At 30.5% G+C, this 22,480-nt stretch carries 23 protein-coding genes; 5 read left to right on the top strand and 18 right to left on the bottom strand.

Going from position 1 to position 22,480, the window contains the following annotated elements:
• Window position 1 precedes the first annotated feature (1 nt).
• The 3 genes from ABW636_RS08010 (at window position 2) to ABW636_RS08000 (ending at window position 3,816) form a co-directional block, all read left to right on the top strand.
• Entirely contained in the window at window positions 2–1,417 is a 1,416-nt protein-coding gene (locus ABW636_RS08010; RefSeq protein ID WP_367589447.1) for a phenylacetate--CoA ligase family protein, read from the top strand.
• A 321-nt stretch (window positions 1,418–1,738) separates the two neighbouring features.
• Window positions 1,739–2,881, top strand: a complete 1,143-nt coding sequence (locus ABW636_RS08005) for an MBOAT family O-acyltransferase (protein ID WP_367589446.1) — start codon at window positions 1,739–1,741, stop codon at window positions 2,879–2,881.
• Window positions 2,882–2,892: 11 nt separating this feature from the next.
• The gene (locus ABW636_RS08000; protein ID WP_367589445.1) at window positions 2,893–3,816 is read left to right on the top strand and encodes an SGNH/GDSL hydrolase family protein; all 924 of its coding nucleotides are present in this window, start codon (window positions 2,893–2,895) and stop codon (window positions 3,814–3,816) included.
• A 52-nt stretch (window positions 3,817–3,868) separates the two neighbouring features.
• On the opposite strand, the gene ABW636_RS07995 is transcribed toward ABW636_RS08000, so the two are convergent.
• Window positions 3,869–5,860, bottom strand: coding sequence for a right-handed parallel beta-helix repeat-containing protein (locus tag ABW636_RS07995; RefSeq protein WP_367589444.1), 1,992 nt, complete (start codon window positions 5,858–5,860; stop codon window positions 3,869–3,871).
• Between the two features lie 858 nt (window positions 5,861–6,718).
• Here ABW636_RS07995 and ABW636_RS07990 point away from each other — a divergent pair.
• Entirely contained in the window at window positions 6,719–6,889 is a 171-nt protein-coding gene (locus tag ABW636_RS07990) for a hypothetical protein (RefSeq protein WP_367589443.1), read from the top strand.
• 77 nt (window positions 6,890–6,966) lie between these two features.
• Here ABW636_RS07990 and ABW636_RS07985 read toward each other — a convergent pair whose 3' ends face one another.
• The 7 genes from ABW636_RS07985 to ABW636_RS07955 form a co-directional block, all read right to left on the bottom strand.
• On the bottom strand, window positions 6,967–7,605 hold the full coding sequence (locus ABW636_RS07985) for a hypothetical protein (RefSeq protein ID WP_367589442.1): 639 nt from the start codon (window positions 7,603–7,605) through the stop codon (window positions 6,967–6,969).
• 93 nt (window positions 7,606–7,698) lie between these two features.
• On the bottom strand, window positions 7,699–8,610 hold the full coding sequence (locus ABW636_RS07980) for an SPL family radical SAM protein (RefSeq protein WP_367589441.1): 912 nt from the start codon (window positions 8,608–8,610) through the stop codon (window positions 7,699–7,701).
• A complete protein-coding gene (locus ABW636_RS07975) occupies window positions 8,594–9,316 on the bottom strand; it encodes a DNA alkylation repair protein (RefSeq protein ID WP_367589440.1) in 723 nt (240 codons plus the stop codon). Before ABW636_RS07975 ends, ABW636_RS07980 begins: the two co-directional genes overlap by 17 nt.
• A 112-nt stretch (window positions 9,317–9,428) precedes the next feature.
• Window positions 9,429–12,623: an AsmA-like C-terminal region-containing protein gene (locus ABW636_RS07970; protein ID WP_367589439.1), complete on the bottom strand. Its 3,195-nt coding sequence runs from the start codon at window positions 12,621–12,623 to the stop codon at window positions 9,429–9,431.
• Window positions 12,624–12,788: 165 nt separating this feature from the next.
• On the bottom strand, window positions 12,789–13,466 hold the full coding sequence (locus ABW636_RS07965; RefSeq protein ID WP_367589438.1) for an SIMPL domain-containing protein: 678 nt from the start codon (window positions 13,464–13,466) through the stop codon (window positions 12,789–12,791).
• A 31-nt stretch (window positions 13,467–13,497) separates the two neighbouring features.
• Window positions 13,498–13,962: a DUF1877 family protein gene (locus ABW636_RS07960; protein ID WP_367589437.1), complete on the bottom strand. Its 465-nt coding sequence runs from the start codon at window positions 13,960–13,962 to the stop codon at window positions 13,498–13,500.
• A 346-nt stretch (window positions 13,963–14,308) separates the two neighbouring features.
• Window positions 14,309–15,193 (bottom strand): AraC family transcriptional regulator, encoded by an 885-nt coding sequence (locus ABW636_RS07955; RefSeq protein ID WP_367589436.1) that lies wholly within the window; start codon window positions 15,191–15,193, stop codon window positions 14,309–14,311.
• 93 nt (window positions 15,194–15,286) lie between these two features.
• Here ABW636_RS07955 and ABW636_RS07950 point away from each other — a divergent pair, with 93 nt between their 5' ends.
• Window positions 15,287–15,643, top strand: a complete 357-nt coding sequence (locus ABW636_RS07950; protein WP_367589435.1) for a DUF983 domain-containing protein — start codon at window positions 15,287–15,289, stop codon at window positions 15,641–15,643.
• A gap of 2 nt (window positions 15,644–15,645) precedes the next feature.
• Here the strand turns inward: ABW636_RS07950 and ABW636_RS07945 are convergent, their stop codons facing one another.
• The 10 genes from ABW636_RS07945 to ABW636_RS07900 all read right to left on the bottom strand — a co-directional run bounded on the left by ABW636_RS07945 (window position 15,646) and on the right by ABW636_RS07900 (window position 22,323).
• A complete protein-coding gene (locus ABW636_RS07945; RefSeq protein WP_367589434.1) occupies window positions 15,646–16,302 on the bottom strand; it encodes a hypothetical protein in 657 nt (218 codons plus the stop codon).
• Window positions 16,303–16,664: 362 nt separating this feature from the next.
• Entirely contained in the window at window positions 16,665–17,027 is a 363-nt protein-coding gene (locus ABW636_RS07940) for a nuclear transport factor 2 family protein (RefSeq protein ID WP_367589433.1), read from the bottom strand.
• 10 nt (window positions 17,028–17,037) lie between these two features.
• A complete protein-coding gene (locus ABW636_RS07935; protein WP_367589432.1) occupies window positions 17,038–17,280 on the bottom strand; it encodes a tautomerase family protein in 243 nt (80 codons plus the stop codon).
• Entirely contained in the window at window positions 17,271–17,687 is a 417-nt protein-coding gene (locus tag ABW636_RS07930; protein ID WP_367589431.1) for a DoxX family protein, read from the bottom strand. Before ABW636_RS07930 ends, ABW636_RS07935 begins: the two co-directional genes overlap by 10 nt.
• A gap of 115 nt (window positions 17,688–17,802) precedes the next feature.
• A complete protein-coding gene (locus ABW636_RS07925; protein WP_367589430.1) occupies window positions 17,803–18,366 on the bottom strand; it encodes a Crp/Fnr family transcriptional regulator in 564 nt (187 codons plus the stop codon).
• 365 nt (window positions 18,367–18,731) lie between these two features.
• Window positions 18,732–19,577, bottom strand: coding sequence for an NmrA family NAD(P)-binding protein (locus tag ABW636_RS07920; protein ID WP_367589429.1), 846 nt, complete (start codon window positions 19,575–19,577; stop codon window positions 18,732–18,734).
• Between the two features lie 11 nt (window positions 19,578–19,588).
• A complete protein-coding gene (locus ABW636_RS07915; RefSeq protein WP_367589428.1) occupies window positions 19,589–20,074 on the bottom strand; it encodes an anthrone oxygenase family protein in 486 nt (161 codons plus the stop codon).
• On the bottom strand, window positions 20,071–20,463 hold the full coding sequence (locus tag ABW636_RS07910; protein ID WP_367589427.1) for a DUF5367 family protein: 393 nt from the start codon (window positions 20,461–20,463) through the stop codon (window positions 20,071–20,073). Before ABW636_RS07910 ends, ABW636_RS07915 begins: the two co-directional genes overlap by 4 nt.
• An 89-nt stretch (window positions 20,464–20,552) precedes the next feature.
• Complete coding sequence (locus tag ABW636_RS07905) at window positions 20,553–21,404, bottom strand: helix-turn-helix domain-containing protein (protein ID WP_367589426.1); 852 nt, start codon at window positions 21,402–21,404, stop codon at window positions 20,553–20,555.
• Between the two features lie 541 nt (window positions 21,405–21,945).
• Window positions 21,946–22,323 (bottom strand): DUF2200 domain-containing protein, encoded by a 378-nt coding sequence (locus ABW636_RS07900; RefSeq protein WP_367589425.1) that lies wholly within the window; start codon window positions 22,321–22,323, stop codon window positions 21,946–21,948.
• Between the last annotated feature and the right edge of the window lie 157 nt (window positions 22,324–22,480).

Below are 22,480 nucleotides of genomic sequence, written 5' to 3'. Positions count from 1 at the left end.
TATGGGGAAACTACAAGAAAACATATACAATAAGTTACCATACCCATTTAAATTTCTTCTTTTAAATATAAAAGCATATCAAAATAGTAAGAAGCGATATACCAAAGAGTTTGAAGCATATTTAAAAGAATATATAGGTTTATGGAATGCTGATGAAAAAACCATAATCCAATATCAAAAGAATCGACTTGTAGTTTTGTTGAGTGAAGCGTATGAGTATTCCGAATGGTATAGTAAAATCATGAAATCATTGGGTATAACAATGCAAATGATTCAAGAAGATCCTTATGAAGTTCTTAATAAAATGCCTATTCTAAAAAAGGCAGAAAGGAAAAGTAATGCAGATCTTATTGTTAATACTAAAAGACCAAAAGATGCAGTTGGGTATACCAGTGGAACTTCGGGTTCTCCTACTATAAATTATCTGGACAAAGAGTCAATAAATAGATCTTTTGCTTTGTGGAGAAGATTTCATTACACTATTGGATTACATACTAAAAGAGTAAGGCAAATTCGTTTTTCAGGAAGATTGATAGTACATCCTTCTACCAGAAAACCACCTTTTTGGGTGTATAATTATTTTGAAAACCAATTGTTAATGTCTACATATCATCTAACAGAGGATAATATGTACCATTATGTAAAAAAAATTAAGCGATTTAAACCCGTATTAATAGACGGATATCCTTCTGCAGTGTATATCATTAGTAAATTCATAAATCAAAATAATATTAAACTAAATTTTAAGCCAAAAGCAATAGCGGTAACAGCAGAAACTTTATATGATTATCAAAGGTTGGAAATTGAAAAAGCGTTTAACTGTAAAGTATTCAATCAATATGCTTCTAGTGAAGGAAGTCCTTTTATCACAGAATGTATAGAAGGAAATTTACACTTAAATATGGATTCTGGTTATTTTGAGTTTATTAATAGTAGTGGAGAAGTTGCAAAACCGGGAGATGTTGCACAATTAGTGGTAACTAGTTTTACGAATTTAAAAACACCATTGATTAGATATAATATAGAAGATACTGTATTATTAAGTGAAGCATCAAAAAAATGTCCTTGTAACTGTGTAATGCCAATTATCGAAAAACTTACAGGTAGAGAAGACGATATTTTATGGACAGAAGAAAAGGGATACGTGGGGCGAATGGATACAGCTTATAAAGGATTAGAAGGAATTCTTAAAAGTCAGATTATACAGGAAAGTCCTCAAGATGTTATAGTAAATATTATAGCAGATCAAAATTTTAATGAGGTAATGAGAGATAATTTACTTAAAAATCTAAAAGAGAGATTAGGAAGTAGTATTGATTTTAAGTTTAATATTGTGACCGATATTCCTTTAGGGCCTAATGGAAAATTTGATGCAGTTAAGAGAAACTTTTCTATTGATAAGTATGCTAAAGTATAATTTTATGATGTCACATAGTTTTCTTTATTATTAAAACAAAGAATTTGATGCATGCTTTTTAATTCGTTTGACTTCTTATTTTTTTTAATAATAACTTTTGTCTTATACTGGTTTTTTTTAGGGAAAAGTGTAAAGGGACAAAATTGTTTAATATTAATAGCAAGTTATACTTTCTATGGTTGGTGGGATTATAGGTTTTTAGTATTAATTGCATTAAGTACGATTGTCGATTTTTTTGTTGGAAAATGCTTATATAATTCAGAAAATAAGCTTACCAGAAAAAAATGGCTAGGAGTTAGTATTATATTTAATATAGGGTTATTGGTATTTTTTAAATATTATAATTTTTTTATAACATCTTGGATCAGTGCTTTGTCGTCTATTGGTTATCAATCCGATAATTCATGGTTGATCAAAGTAATTCTGCCAGTGGGAATTTCTTTTTATACGTTTCAAACCTTATCCTATTCTATAGATATATACAAGAAAAAAATAATACCCACTAGTGACTTTATTGCTTTTGCCACATTTGTTTCCTTTTTTCCTCAGTTAGTGGCAGGTCCAATAGAAAGAGCCAGTAATTTAATACCGCAATTTTTGAGACCAAGAAAATATAATTACAGTTATATTTCTACTGGTATCAAATTTATAATTTGGGGTTTTTTTTTGAAATTGGTTGTAGCAGATAGAGCAGCAATTTATGTAAATGCAGTTTATAATAATATCGAGAATCATGAAGGGATTAGTTTTATAGTAGCTACCATACTTTTTGCCTTTCAAATTTATGGAGATTTTGCCGGCTATTCTCTAATTGCCATAGGTACAGCAAAGCTTTTTGGGTTCGATCTTATAACAAATTTTAACAGGCCTTATTTTTCTACATCTTTAAGAGAATTTTGGAGTCGATGGCACATTTCCTTGTCAACGTGGTTTAGAGATTACGTATATATTCCGTTAGGGGGTAATCGTGTAGAAAAACCCAGATGGTTTTTTAACCTGTTTATTACGTTTTTGATTAGTGGTTTGTGGCATGGAGCAAATTGGACGTTTATCATATGGGGTGCAATCCACGGGATATATTTAATTATAGAAACCTTATTGTTTAAAAAAGAAAGAAAAGGAGTTTTAAACGTTTTTATAACTTTTTGTATTGTTAATTTTACTTGGGTTTTTTTTAGATCTAATAGTGTTAATGATGCTTTTTATATTATTTATAAGGTTTTAACAGTACCAGGGAATCTATACATTGGTAGTGGTGATGACATAGCTGCTTTGTTGTATGCTTTGTTGGCAATTAGTATTCTTTTTACGGTTGAACTAAAGAGAGAGTATTTTAATTCCTTTTATTCATTTTCAAAAAATAAATTTGGGTTAATACGAATGGCTTGGTATGCTACTATAGTATTTATAATTCTATATTTAGGAGTGTTTGGAGAAAGTCAGTTTATATATTTTCAATTTTGAAAACTATAAAAATGGAATATAAAATAACATTATTAAAACTTTCGAAGTTTATTATTTTGTTTCTAATAATAGATTTTGCTTTAGGGTCGATTACAAAGCAACTTTTTTTTCAACAAAAAACGGGTAAATATGCTAGATCTATCTATGCTATTAGAGAATCGAATGCCAAAATAATGATTTTTGGAAGCTCGCATGCTCATAGACATTATGTTCCTGAAATATTTGAAAAAGAATTGAAAACTTCTTGTTACAATAATGGAGCAGAGGGACAACAACTTTTGTTTCATCTTGCAATGCAAAGAATGATTTTAAGAAATAAAAAGCCGGATATCATGATTTTAAACATTGATGAAAACTTTTTGTTTAAGTCAGATATTGCTTATGACAGATTGGCGGATTTATACCCGTATTATGAAGACTACAAAGATGAATTAGAGTCCATTTTGAGCTTAAAATCCAAACTTTTAAATTTTCAACTTTTTTTTAAGGCATATCAATCTAATTCGACAATTGTTCATGTAATACGTTATTTTTTATCTCCACAAATCGATACTAATGGGTATCGACCTTTATATGGTAAAATCAACCCTTCAAAAGATCAACAACATGATGATGTTTTTGAAAAAGAATATATTGAAGAAATTGACGAGAATTTTGTAAACTCATTTACCGAGTTTATATATAATGCAAGGAAGAATAATGTAAAGTTGATTTTTGTAACTTCTCCAACTTTTTATGAAGTGGATTTATCCAAAAATTTGTCATACAATATGATGGTAGAATTATCAGAAAAGGAGAACATTCAATTCTTAGATTTTTTTAATGATGAAGAATTTTATGGTAAAGAAGAACTATTTCATGATAAATCTCACTTAAACGACACAGGCGCTCGAATTTTCACAAAAAAAATAATAGAAAAAATTAACACAAAATAAAGCCTATATTTTTAGTATATAGGCCTTATTGTTTTACTGTATTTTAAAAAGTTTAATTACAAGTGTTTCCAGAGTTTGTAATAACGCTAGAAGCATTAGAGTCGTCATTTATACAGACATATCTAGCTGCTCCGGTGGGCTCTGAAATTGTATTTTCAAGAATTGAAACATCTAAATTGGTGCTATACAATCTAATACCATCACTTTCATCGGGTTTAAAAGTGTTTTCGGATACCGTTATGTTGGAAGAATTTCCAATCTCTAATCCACCAATAACTTGATTGTTTTTAAAGTTAACACCATTGATATTAGAAAATACTACTTTTTTAGAGTTGGTAACAAATTTATTATTTTCAACATTTACCTGATAGTTTTCTTGTCCATCTTTGTTATTTAACTGAACAAAGTATAAATGAAAACCACTAGCGTTAATTTCATTATTATTAATTTGGGTATTACTCGCAAAAGTGTTTGTACCTGTAATTCCTCTTCCTGAAACAGTTATTTTATTGTTTTCTATTACAGCATCATAAGGTTTGGACAATTGGATACCATTTTCACAATTCACTATTGTATTGTTGTTAATATGAGCTTCTCGCGAGCCTACAGAAATTCCTAAACTATATCCAGAGATATGGTTTCCGCTTACTTCATTATTAAAAACGGTTTCACCTACACCTGCTGCAAAAATTGCAAAACTTTCAGAAGATTTTGCAGAGGCCGTAAACTGATTGTTTATGATTCGGGTACCTGATGTTAATGAATATACAATTCTTGTATCGATCTCATTATCATCTATAGTTATATCTTGGCCAATTGTTACGGTTACAAAACCACCTCTACTATTTGTTTCGGTATTGTTTCTAATAAAAACATCAAATACTTTTTGCTGCTCTTGTAATTCACCATTTTCATCTCTTCTTCTTGCGGGTTCTATATTAATCGCATAACCAACTTCGCCGCCGTCAGAATTAGAAGAAGGCTGTCCAGAATTAATAAAAGTATTATTTTCTATATAGATATCACGCCCATCGGTAAGTGCAATACCCATTCTTCTAGAATTTTTGAAAGTACAATTTTTAATGGTTGCCCCAGTAGTAGGCTTATAAGTATCTGGATTATATGAAAAGCCTTTAGACATTATACTTAGGGCTCCTTTAGAACCATTTATAAATGTAATACCATCAAGAGTTACATTTCTTCCTGAGTTTATGTAAAAAAGGTGTGACCCCTCTAATCCATTATCAGAAGAAGAATAAACACGTTGATCTCTATCCCCATGTAAAGTACCTCCGCTAACCATGACATTAGAAACATCTTCAATAGATATAATCGCTCCGTTTTCTACTCCCGCTTCTGCAGGAAATGTGCGTAAATGAGTCTTGTTAGTCATTTTTAAATGAAAATCCGAAGGCACATTAATAGCTTCTTTACTAGCTTTAAACACATGAACGTTAGGAGGGGTTATTTTTGTAACCTCAAAATAAGCATCAAAATTATTTATAATAAAGGTAGTAGCACCTAACTCTTTAACCTGAAACATTAAGTTTTCTAATTTTGCTGTATTTTGTAAAGCAATATCTGATGTTGTAATACCTTCTACAATATCCCATCTGGATGCATAGAATTTAAATGACGAATCTTTCAAAGTTACGTCTCCTTCTAAGGTAAGGTCAGAGCTTAACAATCTACCGTCAATCGTACCACCAGAAAAAACTAGTTTACCACCACCAACAATATCACCTCCTTCAAAATCAAATTTTACGTTAGAAGGTAATGTTATAGTAGCACCATTTAAGTCCAAAACACAATTTAACACAATGGTAGAATTGGCCGCAACGTTAGAGAGGTTAAAATCACAAGGAGTTGTAATTACATTTTCTGGTAATTCTGGTATAACCTCATCATCAGAAGTTTCATCACTTGAAGGATCGTTGTTAGAAGTTTCTTCGGTTTCAGGAACTAAATCTTCTACACTTTCTTGATTACAAGCATATAAGCAGAAAACAAAAAAGAAAAATAGCAGTATTGGAATTCTTTTCATGTTGGGGGAAATTTATTTGGTTTGGTTTTATATGTTATTTCATACAGTCTTTATTTTAAAACATATTTTCGTCGATAATATTGTGTTTTATAGCGATTAATTAGGTTAAATTTTTGTTAAAAAAAATTTAAAAAACAAAAATGTTCCCGTATTTACTTGAAAATGATTCGAATAATTTCTTTTTTGTAGTAATGTAAAATATTTTAAAATTAATTCAATATTGTTTTTTGGATGAATAAAAAGGTGAACAATTTATTATTTCAGTAAGTTGTAAGTTATAGATTTACGGTATAATTTTTAACAAATTAATTCCTGGTATTTTGAAATTTATATCCAACTGGTGTAAACTTTTTTGATTTATACGAAAAGATGATTTTTTGGTCAATTGAAGTGTTTTTAAACTTCATAGCAGCGTTACGAAGTAAAAGGTCACTATAAATTTATCTTGTTTTTTTGGTTTTGACCGAAAATAAATTAGAACTTGACCAGCTAAGACACTTTTAAAAATCATTACACTTTGACAGGGTTTCAATAGAAAGGGGGAATAGCCATATATGCATTAGAAAATATGCGAAAAATTACTTCTTTTATAAGACTTTAAAAAAATAGGCCAACCATTATTCATAGTCAAACCCAAAGCAGGTATGCTTTCTATAATTGCTGCTAGATTTTCAAGGAGTACTCTCATTGATTGTATACTATTACAGGACTTATTTTGTGAGAAATAACTGTTAATTAACATGTTTTATTGGACATTACAGAAAAGTTTACCTTTAATGCGCTACCATAATTTATCCTAATTTTTATGGGCTTAATGATATCATACAAGAAAACTACGACCAGGAAATAAGAATAATTGTGATTAACAATTTGGGTAGAATCAAAGTAAACGGTATTCATTCTTATGCTTACAAGACTCCCAAGGTATCTATAGATGTGATTGATTTTCCAGATGATTTGAAAAACTATTTTGTGTCTAATGGGCATTTAAATAGTAAGGGAAATAAGGTTTTGGCAGATTTGTTTTAAAAGGTGCTAAAATAAAAATAACGCCTTGTGCGAATAGTTACTTGGTCAATCATCTAGTATAGAAAACAGTCAAACTTTTAGTTTTTCTTGCGACCAATTATAAATCCAATGGATAGTCCAAGGTAATTGTTATTTACTACTCCAATTTTTTGTCCATTTGGCATTTCAATATCAGCTTTGTTAATGAGATTATATTCTAATCCACATCTAATAGTACCTACCTCAAGTCCACCTCTTAATAAAACACCTAATTGATTTTTGGTACTTCCTTTTATTACCTCTCTAGAACCGTTTGGAGTCAAAACATCTAAATCATCAAAAAGTAAATAGTATCCTAAACCTAACCCAAGGTAAGGGCGGCGATATTTATTTTTATTAAAAAAATAATCATAGGTCGGTACAAAGGAAATAACTGCATAATTGTCTTGGTTATCGATAAGAAATTGAGAGTTGTCGATATTTTTAAATTTTTGTGAATTTAATGCAATTCCAAACCTCAATCCAATGATGCTATTTTCAGAAATTTGAACTTTAGGTTCAATATTGAGTAATAGCCCTAAATTTTTGGATTCATTTTCAATAAGAAATCCAGGTTCTATTCTAAATAGTACCTGAGCGTTTACATTGTACAAGCAACATAATAACGGTAATAGCAATACTATTTTTTTGGGAACGGTATTTTTACTACTTAAGAAATCGGGTAGAAAAACTTTCATAAGTGTACATCTTAGTTTGTAAAATCTAGAACGAATGTTTTTCTTTATAATTGTTACTAATATTAAGTTGTAGCACAATCACCCAGTATACGACTATGAAGTATACTTGCTAACGGCTGCTTTGATAATATCATTATGTAATCCATATTCCTGGCAAAGTTCATTCATTTTTTTTCGAAATGCATTTTGATAATAGGCAGGCATTTGTGTGCTTGTAGCAAAAAACTTTTTGTACTTCTCTAGTAGTTCTGGGTAGTATTTTTCTATGGCATTAAAGATAAGCGTTTTGCTGTCTGCTTTTCCATTTCCAAACAAAGTTATTGTGGCTGGAAAAATATAGTCAACACCTATATCTTTGAATAATTTGAAAGATTGATGTAGTTGTTCTGAAGTATCTGTTATGTGCGGAATCAAGGGCATAAAACTTACACCTGTTAGAAATCCCTGATTAATGGTATGTCGAAGCGCTTCTATTCTTTTGGTAGGTAGGGGAGCTCCAGGTTCAAAGATTTTACCTATGTTGTTTTGTATGGTCGAGAACGAAAAACTAATGATGACTCCCTTTTTTAATTGTGATAAATCCGATGGGAGTATGGCATTTTGTTCTATTTCTTTTAATAATTCAAAATCACGAGATATCATATCTGACTTGGTGATGATATGAACCGGAAATTTATGTTTTAGAATGACTTCTAAAGCCTGCTGGGTTAGCTTATATTCTTTCTCAATTTGAAGATATGGATCAGTTACAGATGACAGTACAATGATTCCATATTGCCCTTTCCTGGCTCTATTTGCCAATTGTTTATCTAATAATTCGATTGCATTAGTCTTAACCGATAGTTTTTTTTCTAGATTAGTACCATACTTACTTCCTCTGATATAACAATACAGACAATTAAATGAGCAACTACTATACGGATTGAAGGTATAGTCATCTAAAAACCAAGGGTCTCTTTTCTTTGTCTTGTTTAGGACAGACGTAACCTCAATTTCTTTTATCATACTCATTTCTTTCTAGTCCTATAGCAATTTTTCTTCTAAACCAGTTGGCTACTTTTTCCTGGTTTCGAATTTCTTCATCAAACTGCTCAATAATATCAGGGTGATACCTTGCGGTTGTTTTTGCAGCCCATCCTATACCTTGTCTGATCTCCTTATCTTTACTATTTGCCTTAGACATCAAAATCATAAACAAAGAAGATATATTTTGTCTATCTAATCCTTTTCTAACCGCATAATGCACTCCGGCACCCAAAGAGCGTACGACCCATCTTTTTGGATGAGTAGAAAGTTTTTGTATTTCGGGGATGGTTTTAGTAGAGTAGTGCAGCATTGCATAGCCATAAAGTCTTTCGCCTATGATATCACATACATACCAAATAGTAGCTTTCGAGGTATATTCGGTAGCCTTGTCAATAGATTCCTGGAAATGATTTTCGAGTCTATTCTGTAGCATGATACCGAGAATAACATTACCGCCTTCTGTTTTTAAAGCTTCTATCTTATCACACAACAAAATTTGCTCACTTTCTTTTATGGTTTGCGACAGTTCATGTGCGCAAAATTCTAGTAATGGGAATTTTACTTTTCTGTTTAGTATTTGATTGCTAAGTGTTAATACGCATGCAGATACTCCATTTTCCTGATAAGCCGAAATACAACTACGCAGGTATTCTTTAACTTCGGATTTTCTGGTAACTACATTCATGTATAAAGTGATAATTTTGTTGTGGTTAATCATAAAGATATACATCAGAGCAAGACCAATCTAAATGAATAAGTTGTTTTTTAACTAGCTAGTAAAATTTCAAAATCGGCTATTACTTTTCTTTTTTCTTTCCCAATGATACCTTGTAGTCATCTATGCTCCCTTTGATCTTTAGATTAAGATACTTTATTTTTTCATTAGGATCTACTTCTACTATCTCATCTTCTTGTGGTTCACCGCTAATACTATCCTTCTTTTTTCCAAATAACTTTTGCCATGCAGCTTTTCTTACGGTTTTCCAGGGAATACGCACATAATAATCAATATTTTGATCGTTATCATGGGTGCCTGACAATTCTATATGACCCAAAGTAGATTCGATCCTCATTGCAGGAATAGTAATCTTACCTTTCTTTATATCCAAGCTATTTTGTAAAGTGTCAAACCGAATGTTTTGCAGGTTTTTATCACCCATATAGTCCGAAAGTGCCTGCATGGGATCATAGTTTTTTAACCTTCCGTTTAATACTTTTACATCCATTTCTATGGTGGATTGATCCAGATCTGGTACCATATCCGGATATACTCTAATCTTACCTTTAATTCTAGAGGTAAGTTTTCCTTGTAAATTTTCTGAAACGAGATGGTCTTGCCCAAAATTTTCGAATTTGAATAACAGTTTATCCAGATCAACATTATTCATCACCAAATCCGGCTGCATGTAGATATGTTTTGGATCACTACCATTGAAATATCCATTTAATCGAATATTCCCTCCTGCAGCGTTCATATGTAACGTATCTATATAAATGTAATGATCGGGAGTTGTTCTTAAATCTGCTATGATATTTTGAAGATCTATTCTATGGTATATAAAGTGAGCGATATCTGCTTTAAACTGCATATCGGTAAATGGCAACTCGTATAAATTGAAGGCTTCTGCATGTTCCTGAACATCTGCAGTTTTTGAAGTAACACCTGCAGCAGGTTTTGGTGGACTTAAATCAAAATTGAAAAGCGCGTCAAAGTCAATATAGTTAGCCTTTACTGCCAGGTAATTATCTCTTTTCTTTATTTCTGGATCTTTTCCTAAATAGTAGTTTAAATCAAAATTAAAGTTAGTGTTTCCTATTTCTCCATGAAAGTCTTTTATAACAATATGTTGGTCTTCATAATGTATATTTCCTCTAAAATCATGAAAGCGAAGCGGATGTACTTCCATTTTTGTATCTAACTTATCTAAAGCCAAATCGATAGAGTGTAAAGCAGAATCTTTATAATGCATACTAGAAGCAAAATGTAATGCTAAATCATCAAAAATTTCGTGCCTGTATTCTTTTGGAACATAATTCTCACCCTTATATGAAAAGACATCTTCTAGTCGTAATTTTTTAGAAGTAATATTGATATCCAAATCTACATCTCCGTTAAGTTCGGGTTGCATCCAAAAAGCATAATCATGTATTAAACCGTCAAAATGAAAATCACTATCATCTATATACCCCGTAAAATCTACTATTTTTAAGTCTTTGTCATCTATTAATACATCGGCATGAAAATCATGTAGTTTATGCGGATAATGTTTTAGGTCTGCATACAAGCTATCGATAAAAAATTCACCTTTTGGTAAATAGGCAGATTCTGTAAAATCTTTTGCAGAAGCTTTAAAAGAAAGCCCCAGGCTTAAATCTTTTATTTGCTCGTCGAAACCAGTTTTGGTAGTATCTTGTTTTGAAAAACGGGTTAGTTCGGCAATATCTAAGTATTTGGAAGCAATATCTAAATGCGTTTCTACCGGGATGTTGGTATGATGTATAACGGCAGGTAAGTCAGAAAGAAAACCGGTTATGGATAGATCCGATTTTCCTAGTAATAATTCGAACTGTTTCAGGGTAGCTTCCTTACCATTCATGACTAAATGCACATTTAGATCATGCAGGGGAGCAGGAAGTTTTTCGGCTATTAAACTCAAGTCTTTTACAATCAATTCTGCAAAGTAGGCTTGATTGAGTTTTTGTAAGGCTACTTCTGGGTTATCAATATCAATAATATCGTGAAAATTCATTTTGAGCGAAACTTGTCCAGAGGCCTCTTGTACTTGCTCCAGTTCTAAAAACTCTGCAATAAAATCGAGATTAAAATTCGAATCTATTTGCATATCAACTTCTGGAGAGTCAAAATTCTTTACAAAAATAGCCCCTTTAAATTCCCCCTTTTCCAGAGTCGCGGTCATATCGGTTAGAGAAAACTCCATAGTACTGGCATCTCTATTTTCTCCATTGGTAAAATGACCATTAAAACCCATATTATCTATCCTTTTCTCTCTTGCCGTATTTTCTAGAAAGGCTTTTCCGGCCCCAAATTTGGCATTGATAAAAGGTCTATTTCCTTTATTGGCAGGCCCTTGGATACTTGCGTTAAAATAGATTTCACCAGCATTTTTGTATTTTTCTAATACAGGTATTACATCTGCGGGAGCAAATGCGATGAGCATATCAAAATTAGGTTTGGTTCCTTTTATAGAAAGGTCAAGATCTACATCATTTTTGGTGTCTATAGAACCTTCTAATTCAAAATCACCATTTTCCATAGCAATACCCGAGGGTGATATATCCAGAATACCAGTGTATTCATTAAATACCAGGTCGGTATGAATTTCAAAATGTTTTTTACGGATAAAAGTAGTGTCTCCGTCTTTGATTACATTTAACTCAAGATCGGTATCGATATGACCTGCAATAACACTATCTTTTTGGCTAAAACCACCTTTACCTGTATAGATAAATTTTTCTACATCTGTATTGGTAGCTTCATCTAAGGTATGTATATCCAGGTTTTTGAGTTTAATTTTTTTGAGATGAATATTGGTAGCCGGAGTTTCTGTTTCAGAAGTGCTTGCTAAAGAGTTTTGAATATTCGTTGTATTATTTTCGTGGATAACAATATTAAAAACACCTTCTTCAACGAATAAAGATTGGATATCATAATTGCCGCCTAGCATATCCCATAGGTTAAAGCCTATGTAGATATCTTTTACATCCATGATGATGGGGGCATTGTTTTCTTTTGTTTCAAAAATTTGCACATCATACACCTTGATAGAGATGTACGGAAAGTTACCAAAAAGAGATAATTTACTTTCGCCAATACGAATCAGCCCTTTGTGTTCTTCGTTTAGTTTTGCGATTTCTCCTTTAATAATTTCAGATTGGTTACTCTGAATGTATAACATTAGAGCACCTATCAATATAGTAGGAACTAAAATTAGTACTACCAAAATTCGTTTCCAGAATCTTTTAATCTTCAAAGCAGAGGTCTATTAGGGTTGATAACGATGTTTGACATTAAAAGTAATGAATTCACATGAAATAAGCCATAACAATTAGGTGTATACCTTCTAAATAAAAAAACGGTTCGAGTTATGACTCAAACCGTTATTGTTTTTAAATAATATATAGTATTGTATGCAGTATCATTCTACAACGAATTTAATAACCGCTGCTTTCCAACTTAGAGCGTATAAAGTTCCGTTGGTATTACCTATTGTTCTTTTTTCTTGGGATTTCACATAGATGTCCATTAAATTAAAAGAGATGTTATCTATTTCCCGAACTTCTTTAAACTCTACAATTCTACCTAATTTAAGCTTTGAAAGTTCTGCTATAGTTTTTGCTTTTGAGAATGCTTTTTCCATAAGCTTTTTAAAAAGCCTTTTATTAGAAACAGACTCCTCAGGTAATTCAAATTCCCCAATTGAAGCTCTAACAAAATCTAGTTTTTTTAATTCTGTTAGGAGTTTATCCAACTCTTCTGCGCTTTTGAGTTTAACTGCATATCCCAGTTTTAAAAAACCAACATAACTATGTAATTCATAATTTTGTTTATTTAGGTTTTTTGTTTGATAACCTCCTGATTTTAAAAATGAACCTAACTCTACGTATTTCTCATTTAGTTTTTTTCTGGCTTCGATATCATTTCTAGTTCCATCTTCTTCATATCTTAAAAATTTAGAATCGTCAATGGAAATTTCATAAATAAAACTTATAGGATCAATTCTTATGGAATCTCTTACCTCTACTTCAATAAACCCATTATTTTGACTTATTGCAAGAGTTGATAGTAGAAATAAAAAGTAAGTAAGTTTTTTCATAGCTCAAATATTGTAATATGTTGTTTTCTTTTTAACTATAATTTATTGCTATCCCGTCATTTAACTCGGAAGCTCGTTTAAATCCAGACTTGTACAATTTTAAATGATAATTATTTATATATTCCCAATGTACTTCGTATTTGGCACCGTAAACATGATTTTTAATTAATTTTTCTTTGTCATATACATTTTTCAAATCCTCAATTTGTATAGATTCTAATATTTTATTTATTAATTTGACATCATTAGATTTTATAAATCGGTCATTTAATTTATCTAAAATTTTGCCTGTAGAATTATCACATTCTTGAATCAAGAAGAGAGTAATTCCCCACCCTTTATCCATTGAGAAAACCGTATCATTTTGTTTATGATATTTTCCATGAACGTAAGCGTAATTCTCATCAAGATACTCTTCAGCTACTTCGTGATCTAATTTTTTCAACTCTTCAATTTTTGAGTCATTAATTCTATATAATTCGCAAATTATTCCCAACTAGATTCGGTTTAAAGTTATTAATTACGTACTACGTTTAATATATATGTCTAAGCAGAGCAAAATGTTACCATACTTTTAGATTTTAAGTAATGTTAATATTAGTTTGAAAACAATTTTCTGGTCGCATTTCGCATTTTTTTCTGAGATCTCTTTTATTCCGTCGCAGTTGTTTGAGTAAAACTTAAATTCATTATCAATATTTGAAAAACTAAAAATGCTTTTTTCATTTTGTCTATTAATGTTATCGTGTTTATACTGGTTTAATAGCGTTGTATTTATCATCGAATCTAATAAATACAATTCAAATATTAAACATGTAAGTAGGGGAGTACAGTAACTAGTTTTATAAAATGTTATTATCGTACTTTTTCCGAAAGTCTAATGGAGTCATACCAGTTTTTGACTTAAAATATTTTGAAAAATAGGCATAGTCAGAGAATTCGAGTGTATATGCGATATTTGATAAATCGTCTTGAGAATGTACAATCAATCTTTTTGCTTCTAGGATTACTCTTTCAGAAATTAATTGACTTGTAGTTTTATTAATTGTTTTTTTTACTACTCTGTTAAGATGTTTGGTGGTTATATTTAATTTATAAGCATAAAATTTGGGGAATTTCTCTTTATAGAAATGGGTGTTTATTAAATTTTCTAATGTTTCTAGTATGTTAGTATAATTAGAAGAATTAAGTTTTTTTAAATTGATATTTACTGTATAAGCTCTTGTTAATTCTATATAAATGCTGTTTAGTGAGTTTACTATTTTTAACTCTTTTAGAAGATTATTTTGTAAATATTCGGTATAGGCTTCCTGAAATTTTAGATTTAATTCGTAAAGCTGTTTGGAGGCTAATTCTAATACAGGAGGGTTTTGATATGAATAAAAAAATGGAAATGAATGTAGTTTATGCTCTAAAAACTTTAATTCATAAAATTCTAGAGAATGGAAAAAGATAAATCCTTCGGGTTGTGTTTCAAATTTCCAAAAATGTGTTTGCCCTGGTTTTAGAAAGAATACCTTACCCGGTGTTATAGTATAAGAATTAAAATCAATTTCATGTATACCTGTGCCTTCAGTAAAGAGTACACAGAGATAGAAATTATGACTATGAGGTTTGTCGATTAAATTCTTGTTGAGTTGTATATGATTCGAAAAAGAATTAATGTACACATCGTTGAGCGATACAGATTCATTAAATTGACTAATATTTAGAACAGGGATTTTCATGAAAATGTCCTAAAAGTACAAAAAATGGTGTATATTTTACAGTAATAAAAGTAATTTTAGGTCTTAATTTTGCAGTATAATAAATCCTATGTTATGAGTAGAGTTATTGATACTATGAAGTGTAAGTGCCCGAAATGCAAAAAAGGAAATATTTTTAAAAATAAGGGAAGTATCCTATTGTTGAACATTCCTAAAATGAACGATAGATGCCTCGTATGTAACTATAAATTTGAGCGAGAAACAGGTTTCTTTTTTGGGGCTATGTTTGTGAGTTATGGACTTGCTGTGGCACAAATGATAATAAGTCTTGTGGTGTTTTGGTATTTTATTGATTTATCACCTCTAAGAGTTTTTACTATTATTGCTCTGATAGCTTTTTTATTGAGTACGGTCAATTTTAAATTGTCAAGGTCTATTTGGATACATTTGTTTTATAAAGATACTATTTGAGATCAGTTTTTGATTTTACTATAGATCTTTCCTTTCCAGAAGAGTTTTTCATCAGATGCTATTGTATTTTTAAAACTAAAATCAAATACAGCCTTAATAATTCCTTTATCAAATAGTAATTTATCAATTTTGATGGTTTCATTTTCTAAAGGAAACGTATTTTGTCCTAAATCTCTAATACTATTAAAATCAACCCAAGCAGAACAATAGTTGTTTTCTATTTCTATCATCAATTTACTATGTGTAGAAACACCTGTTAATGACTCTCCTTTTATTATTCCATTTTTCTGTTTTTCAAAGTTGATAAAATTGGTTCCTACATATTCATACATTCTATTTTCTGATTTTAAAGAATGGGACATATGCGTAGTATCGACTATTTTATAAAATGCTTGTAATGAATCTTTATAAATCCTCCCTGATTTATCTTTCATTTGGTATATTTCTGGTGGGCAAATTCCATCGCAAGTTAATTGCCCAAATTTGTTCTTAAAAACACATTCAGGATAACTCCATTCTTCTTTGAAAGAAAAATCTCCTTTAAGATTTTTTACCCATTCAATTTTTATTTTTTTAATAGAACCATTTTCTTTTTCAATCGTTTTGAAAGAAATTCCTAGTAAGATCAAAAATACTATGGTTATAAGTTTAGCTTTCATTTGAGTTATTCAGTATGGCGTTCTTTACATTTTTTCTGAAATCTAACTTGAGGTGATTTCATCATCCAAGCGATTAACCCCTTCTTTTTGGTTATGTAACTTACTAAAAATAGAACAAACCAAGTAAGTTAGAACCCAGTATTTAATTTTATATGATGTTATAACAGTTATCTGCTCAATTAGAAATTAGCTCTACTTTGTTATTTTAGGATTTTTATAAAACATCCATCGCAATCTTCCTTCAAAGGAAGAGGTTTTAAGTCTCCCTTCTGAAGGTAGATTTAGAGGGATGTAAACTGTATTTTCCTTAAAATGTATTTAATCTAAAATCTATTGATTAAAAATAACAAAGTAGGATTAGACTACTCTACATGAATGAATACTTTATTAACTATCTCCCAAGCATCATTTCTTTTAAAAAGAGATAAATAATCATAATAATTATAACCTAACATTGGCATATGTACTTTTACCATGGCTATTTTATAGGTACTATCTATCCCAATGATTTTCATGTTGAAAACCTCGTTTACATCTTTTGGGCTTTTTCTGTTTTTTACACTTTCTAGATATTCTGTTACAGTTTTTACATAGTTAACCCCTTTGATATGCCCATGTATACATGTGTTTTTATAAAAACATGCTTTTAGTTTTATTACATCTCCATAAAAAATACCTTCAATGTAATTATTAATTAGATCATTAATTTCTTCAATGTTCTTCATATATATTGGATTATTTGTTAATTTCTGATGATTGTTTTCCATTAAATCCCCAGTTTTCAAAAGGTATTTCATCTATTACAATATGTGTAGTTTCGGGACTTTTGTCTAAAACGTTAACTAATAATTGAGTTACTCCTTCGATTAAAAGTCTTTTTTGTTCTTTTGTTACATTGGTTTCTGTAACTTTTATATTGATGTACGGCATAATTTGTTTTAATGATTTTAAAATTTGAGTTTTAAGAATTAATCCCATTTCGAAGTGGTTGATACTGCATATTTTCCTACTCCCAAGAAAAAGATGACTATAGTACCAAATAGATATAAGCCTTGTAGTTCTATTCCCCAACCTCCAAATTGATTTAGGGTGAAAATATCTGCTGAATGCGCTAATAGAATAGCAATTAGCATATTACATCCTAAAATTAAACTTGCTAATCGTGCTCTCCAACCAATGATAATTAGTATTGGTGCTATTATTTCGCCTATAAAAACCGAATATGCAACAAAATCTGGAATACCAATATCGTTTAGTAAACTTTTGATGAATGAATAATTAGAGGTGAAATTTGCAATGCCGTGTAATAAAATAAGAATGCCAATACTTAGCCTTTGTAAGAGTAATCCGATATCCTTGTTTTTAAATTTTTCTAAAGTGTTCATATCATTTAATTTTTTAAAATTATTATGATACAAATGTCAAAAAAGGGTAGGAGGGGCCACAGGACCATTGTCACTATTTATTTGTGATAAATGTCACACGCTAAAGAAATTTCTATTACGAATTTAATCGACTTAATGTTTCTCTACTAACACCTAAATAGGAAGCTATAAGTTTTTTAGGTACTCTTTGAAAAAGTTTTGGATATTGTTCTAGTAGTAATTGATATCGTTCTTTTGAAGAGTTTTTTAGTAACGATAAGATTCTGTTTTGAAGTGCTATTCTACCAAATTTACTTTTCTTTGCCCAGAATCGTTCCATTTTGTGCAATTCTCTAGTGAGTTTTTCCCTGTTTTCAAATGTTATATATAGTAGCTCACAATCTTCTATGCAATCAATATTGATTTTTGATTTAGATTGTTTTACAAAAGACTCATAATCAGTTATCCACCAATTTTCCATTCCGAACTGTAAAATATGTTCTTTTCCGTTTTCATCCAAATAGTAACTTTTTAAGCAACCTTTTACTACCCAATATTCCTTATCAGCAGTTTCACCTTCTTGTAAAATATATTGATGTTTACGTTTCGTTGTTTTTTCGAAATGACTCAAGATAAAATCAAACTCTTCTTCTGTTAGCTTAATTATTTCTTCAATATGTTGTTTTAGGGGATGTTTCATTTAATTGTTGGCAACGTCTTTCTGTGTTCAATTTACCTACCAAAGATGACAAATGATCTAAACACTTCTTAAGTTTGAAAAGATAGTAAAGTTAAGAAGTTATCAGAAAGAATAAAAGAGAGGATTACGATTAGATGCAAATAGAAGTTTCAAACTTCGTCAACATAGATAATCCTCTCTCTTTTTCTACCTTAATTTTGTTTAATTATGTGAGGCTAAGGTTTGATTTTATATAGTTGTTATATGTTTAGATTATTCCTTTAGTAACTTAAGTAACGATACGATCTATTACGGGATTGATATTTCAAAAAACGTTTTGAAATTATAGACTCTTTTGGAAATTACTAACAATTATATGTTTATTTTCAGGTGTTTATGTTGTTTTTAACTTGACTCCAAACCCCAGTTTTAGCAGTTTCTTCTGCATATTCTAAGAATGTTTTTGCCTTTCTACCTAAAACTTGCTCTATATCATTAACAACCTGTTGGTTTTTTGGGTTAGTTAATACATGACTAAATAAATAATCTATTAACCAAACAACATCATTTGGTATTTGCATTTTTTTCATGCCATCTATATATTGTTCTAATGTGATGTCATAAAAATTTAAATCTCTGTTGCTGGTCTTTGAAATGATGTTAATGATATCCTTAAAAGTAATTAATTCTGGTCCTGTTACCTCAATGATCTCACCATTATATGTATCATCCAATAGGAGATTGGCAGCAACTTCGGCAATATCATTGGTATCTACAAATGGAATTAAAACATCAGACATGGGTAATGCTACCTCACCCGATAGAATAGGTTCTAAAAAGAAACTTTCGCTCCAATTTTGGTTAAACCAAGAAGCTCTAACTATGGTATATTGCATCCCAGAATCCATTACAATTTTTTCACAAGCTTCTGCTTCGGTTTCACCTTTTCCTGAAAGCAAAACTATTTTTTTTACACCAAGTTTTTTAGATAAATGAATTAAACTCTGTATAGCTTCTTTTGCTCCAGGAACAGCCAAGTCTGGATAATAGGTAACATACATTTTTTCAATACCGTTTAAGGCATTTACCCAAGTATCTTTATTATTCCAATCAAAGCTTGGAGATGCTTGCCTTGAGCCAATTCTAGGTTCAATGCCTTTATTTTGTAATTGTTCTACAACTCGACGACCAGTTTTACCGGTTCCTCCAATAACCAAAATGTTTGTTTTCATAATGTGTTGTTTTAAAATGTTTTTTGAATAAATGATGCTATAAGTAATAATACGAATGAAATCATACCAGAAATAGTTCGAATGCTATGATAATGATTCCATGTACTTTCATAATAGGTCCTGAAATTTTTTAACTCTAATGCACTAAATTTGGTAATATTGAATGCATCTAATTTGTTGTTTAAAGGAACATTGCCAAAGGCAGTAACTCCAAAAGTGCCAATTAGATAAATGATTGCTGATGCCAAGACCAGCCAAAACACAGGTTTGTTATTAAATTGCACATAAGTGCTTATAATCAATGTAATCAGGCTTCCGAAGAATACTATAAAGAATACAGGGTTTAGGATTTCTCTGTTAATGTTTTGCATGGTTTCTAAGTAAGTAAAATCACTTACTTTTTTCGTTCCTAATATGACCGAAACTGACCAAGCGAGGAAAAAACCTGCAGAAAGTGCATTCAATAAAACAGTTGTAAAGAAAATAGCGTTTTTCATACTTTTAATTTTTGAGTTAAATGGTTCCCGTAATACAATACAATGAAGTAAAACTCAACTACAATGGTATAAAACATAGGGTCTCCGAAAAAAAACGAATAGCTACCACCGTTTGGAATTATAAATACAGGAACTGTTATCAATGTATCTAATGTAATAGCTACGATTACAAACGTAAGTGCCAGTGTAGATGGTTTTAGGAACCCATTTTTATAGAACAAATAAGTTCCAAAACAAGCACTAGGGATAATGACTAATGCAAGTACGATATTGGCTTGTTGCTCTGGATTTTCCAGAATGCGAACATAAAACGATGCGAGGTAAAAGCTAACGCCTAAAATCCAGACTAAAATGGCGCATACAATGCTAAGTAGTTTATTATGTATCATAATCTTTGATTTTAAATTATGATACAAATCTATAGCTGTCGTGAATCAGGGACTTATTTAGAAAGAATTATGATTTATTCGAAAAGAATTTATACTTGACTAGGTCTATAACCAAACTTTTTTTCAAAGGCATTAGAAAAAGAACCTAAACTATCATAACCCACAGCCCAAGCAGCCTCTTGAATGGTCTTTTGCTCATTCTTAATTAGATTATAGGCTTTCTTTAAACGTTCATTCTGTAAGTATTTAAACACCGGAACGCCAAATTGAGCTTTGAACTCTTTTTTGAGTTTATTGGTATTGGTTCCAATTTTATGGGCAAGTTCGGTTAAGGAAGGTGGGTTTTCAAAATCGGATAATAAAATTTCTTGAGCTAGGTTAATTTGTTTAAGTTTTGCCGTATCTATTTTGGTGGATTGTTGATTTGCTAATTGCCCAAAATAATGTGAAAGTAAAGCGGTCATATGGCTTTTGTAGAACATCATTTTAATTTCACCTTCATAAGAATTGCTGAAGAATTGTTCTACCAATAGAAACATTTCTGGAGTCATCTTAAATACAGGGCCTTCTACATAATGATCTTTTGGGTGTACCAGTTGCGACAAAAACTGTTCTAAAAATTGTCCTTCTCCATTGGGTAACTTGTCTAAGTTTTTAATGGCGGTTGCTATCACCAAGCATTGTAACGGTTTTTGGTCTGAAACAAAATGTTCGAACTCTACCTTTTCATCAGCATAAAATGAGAGAACCATACCTTTAGTATGTTGAAATTCTTTTGTCTTGCCTTTGTATTTAATTTTAAGACTAACATCTCCTGCACCATAAAAGGCAATAGCGATAACAGGTTCGTCAAAATAACATGAGTCCACCAAAGTTTTATTGGTAGAAGCTTCTTCCAATAAAATTGTACAATCATTTATGTCTATGATTTCGCGATTCATTCATTTACTGATTTTTCCTAATTACCTGCAACGATTGTATATGAAGCGTAGCGATGAAAAAGAGTTGTAATTTAGATACTTTGTTACCAGATATTTTTACGAATATAAATTTAAACTTAATATTTTACCAGCATCATCATAAAATAATACTGTATCATTTCCTTCAGTAAAAAATTTAAAACCAACTATTTTATCAATTACCTGAAACGAATTTATATTTTTGATTTTTGGTTTATCATAATGGTTCAGTGTCTTTTAGTTCATCGGTGTTTTCATCATATACAATTGGGCTTATTTCTTCATTATTCGACCAATCTCTATTACACTTCTAAAAGCCCCAAATTGATTATTAAGCTGAAAGTTTAGCTTTTGTTTATAGAGAATTCATAAAATGTCTGTAAATAATAATCTATATCAAAATCAAAAACTTCGTTAAATTCTGGGTATGGTTTAATTTTCATTTATAAAGTTTTTTTAATTTGTGGCTAACGTTCTGGCTATACTGCGCTTTAATTCAGTTTAGGTTTGTTGGTACCAGTTTCTACTTTTTTTCTTCACGTAAAATTTTTTCCATTTTACGACCTCTTGCCAATTCATCAATCAGCTTTTCCATGCGCCTACATTGTTTATACACTTCAAATTCATCCTCTATTTCTTCAATTCTATACCCACAAACGACTCCTTTAATCAAGTGTGCGTTTGGATTTATTTTAGCTTTTTGAAAAAATGTTCTAAACGTTACTTTTTCATCAATAAGTGCTTGTAAAGTATCTTGATCAAAACCAGTAAACCATGTAATTACTTGGTTGAGTTCTTCTTTTGTTCTACCTTTTTTTTCTAATTTACTCAGGTAAAGTGGATAAATGGATGCAAATATCATATTGGCAACCTTTTCATTTTTTTCGGCAGTAACTTTCATCTTTATTCAATTTTTTAATTGATAGGTAATTAAAAAGGTATCATAGTAATTACTATTTAATTCTAGACGGTTCATACAAATCTAATGGATTTCTAATAAACCTAAAATTATAAAGTATCATACCAAGTTTAATATTTTTGAAGGAATGTCTTAATCT

The organism is Aquimarina discodermiae (assembly GCF_040786235.1).
Lineage (GTDB): Bacteria > Bacteroidota > Bacteroidia > Flavobacteriales > Flavobacteriaceae > Aquimarina.
The sequence above is the reverse complement of the archived record's forward strand: the minus strand, read 5'-3'. Positions and strand labels throughout refer to the sequence as shown.

Coding starts and splice junctions, on each gene's coding strand:
- ABW636_RS08010 (WP_367589447.1), top strand. CDS start 2: ATGGGGAAACTACAAGAAAACATATACAATAAGTTACCATACCCATTT.
- ABW636_RS08000 (WP_367589445.1), top strand. CDS start 2,893: ATGGAATATAAAATAACATTATTAAAACTTTCGAAGTTTATTATTTTG.
- ABW636_RS07995 (WP_367589444.1), bottom strand. CDS start 5,860: ATGAAAAGAATTCCAATACTGCTATTTTTCTTTTTTGTTTTCTGCTTA.
- ABW636_RS07985 (WP_367589442.1), bottom strand. CDS start 7,605: ATGAAAGTTTTTCTACCCGATTTCTTAAGTAGTAAAAATACCGTTCCC.
- ABW636_RS07980 (WP_367589441.1), bottom strand. CDS start 8,610: ATGATAAAAGAAATTGAGGTTACGTCTGTCCTAAACAAGACAAAGAAA.
- ABW636_RS07975 (WP_367589440.1), bottom strand. CDS start 9,316: ATGAATGTAGTTACCAGAAAATCCGAAGTTAAAGAATACCTGCGTAGT.
- ABW636_RS07965 (WP_367589438.1), bottom strand. CDS start 13,466: ATGAAAAAACTTACTTACTTTTTATTTCTACTATCAACTCTTGCAATA.
- ABW636_RS07955 (WP_367589436.1), bottom strand. CDS start 15,193: ATGAAAATCCCTGTTCTAAATATTAGTCAATTTAATGAATCTGTATCG.
- ABW636_RS07950 (WP_367589435.1), top strand. CDS start 15,287: ATGAGTAGAGTTATTGATACTATGAAGTGTAAGTGCCCGAAATGCAAA.
- ABW636_RS07945 (WP_367589434.1), bottom strand. CDS start 16,302: ATGAAAGCTAAACTTATAACCATAGTATTTTTGATCTTACTAGGAATT.
- ABW636_RS07940 (WP_367589433.1), bottom strand. CDS start 17,027: ATGAAGAACATTGAAGAAATTAATGATCTAATTAATAATTACATTGAA.
- ABW636_RS07935 (WP_367589432.1), bottom strand. CDS start 17,280: ATGGGATTAATTCTTAAAACTCAAATTTTAAAATCATTAAAACAAATT.
- ABW636_RS07930 (WP_367589431.1), bottom strand. CDS start 17,687: ATGAACACTTTAGAAAAATTTAAAAACAAGGATATCGGATTACTCTTA.
- ABW636_RS07925 (WP_367589430.1), bottom strand. CDS start 18,366: ATGAAACATCCCCTAAAACAACATATTGAAGAAATAATTAAGCTAACA.
- ABW636_RS07920 (WP_367589429.1), bottom strand. CDS start 19,577: ATGAAAACAAACATTTTGGTTATTGGAGGAACCGGTAAAACTGGTCGT.
- ABW636_RS07915 (WP_367589428.1), bottom strand. CDS start 20,074: ATGAAAAACGCTATTTTCTTTACAACTGTTTTATTGAATGCACTTTCT.
- ABW636_RS07910 (WP_367589427.1), bottom strand. CDS start 20,463: ATGATACATAATAAACTACTTAGCATTGTATGCGCCATTTTAGTCTGG.
- ABW636_RS07905 (WP_367589426.1), bottom strand. CDS start 21,404: ATGAATCGCGAAATCATAGACATAAATGATTGTACAATTTTATTGGAA.
- ABW636_RS07900 (WP_367589425.1), bottom strand. CDS start 22,323: ATGAAAGTTACTGCCGAAAAAAATGAAAAGGTTGCCAATATGATATTT.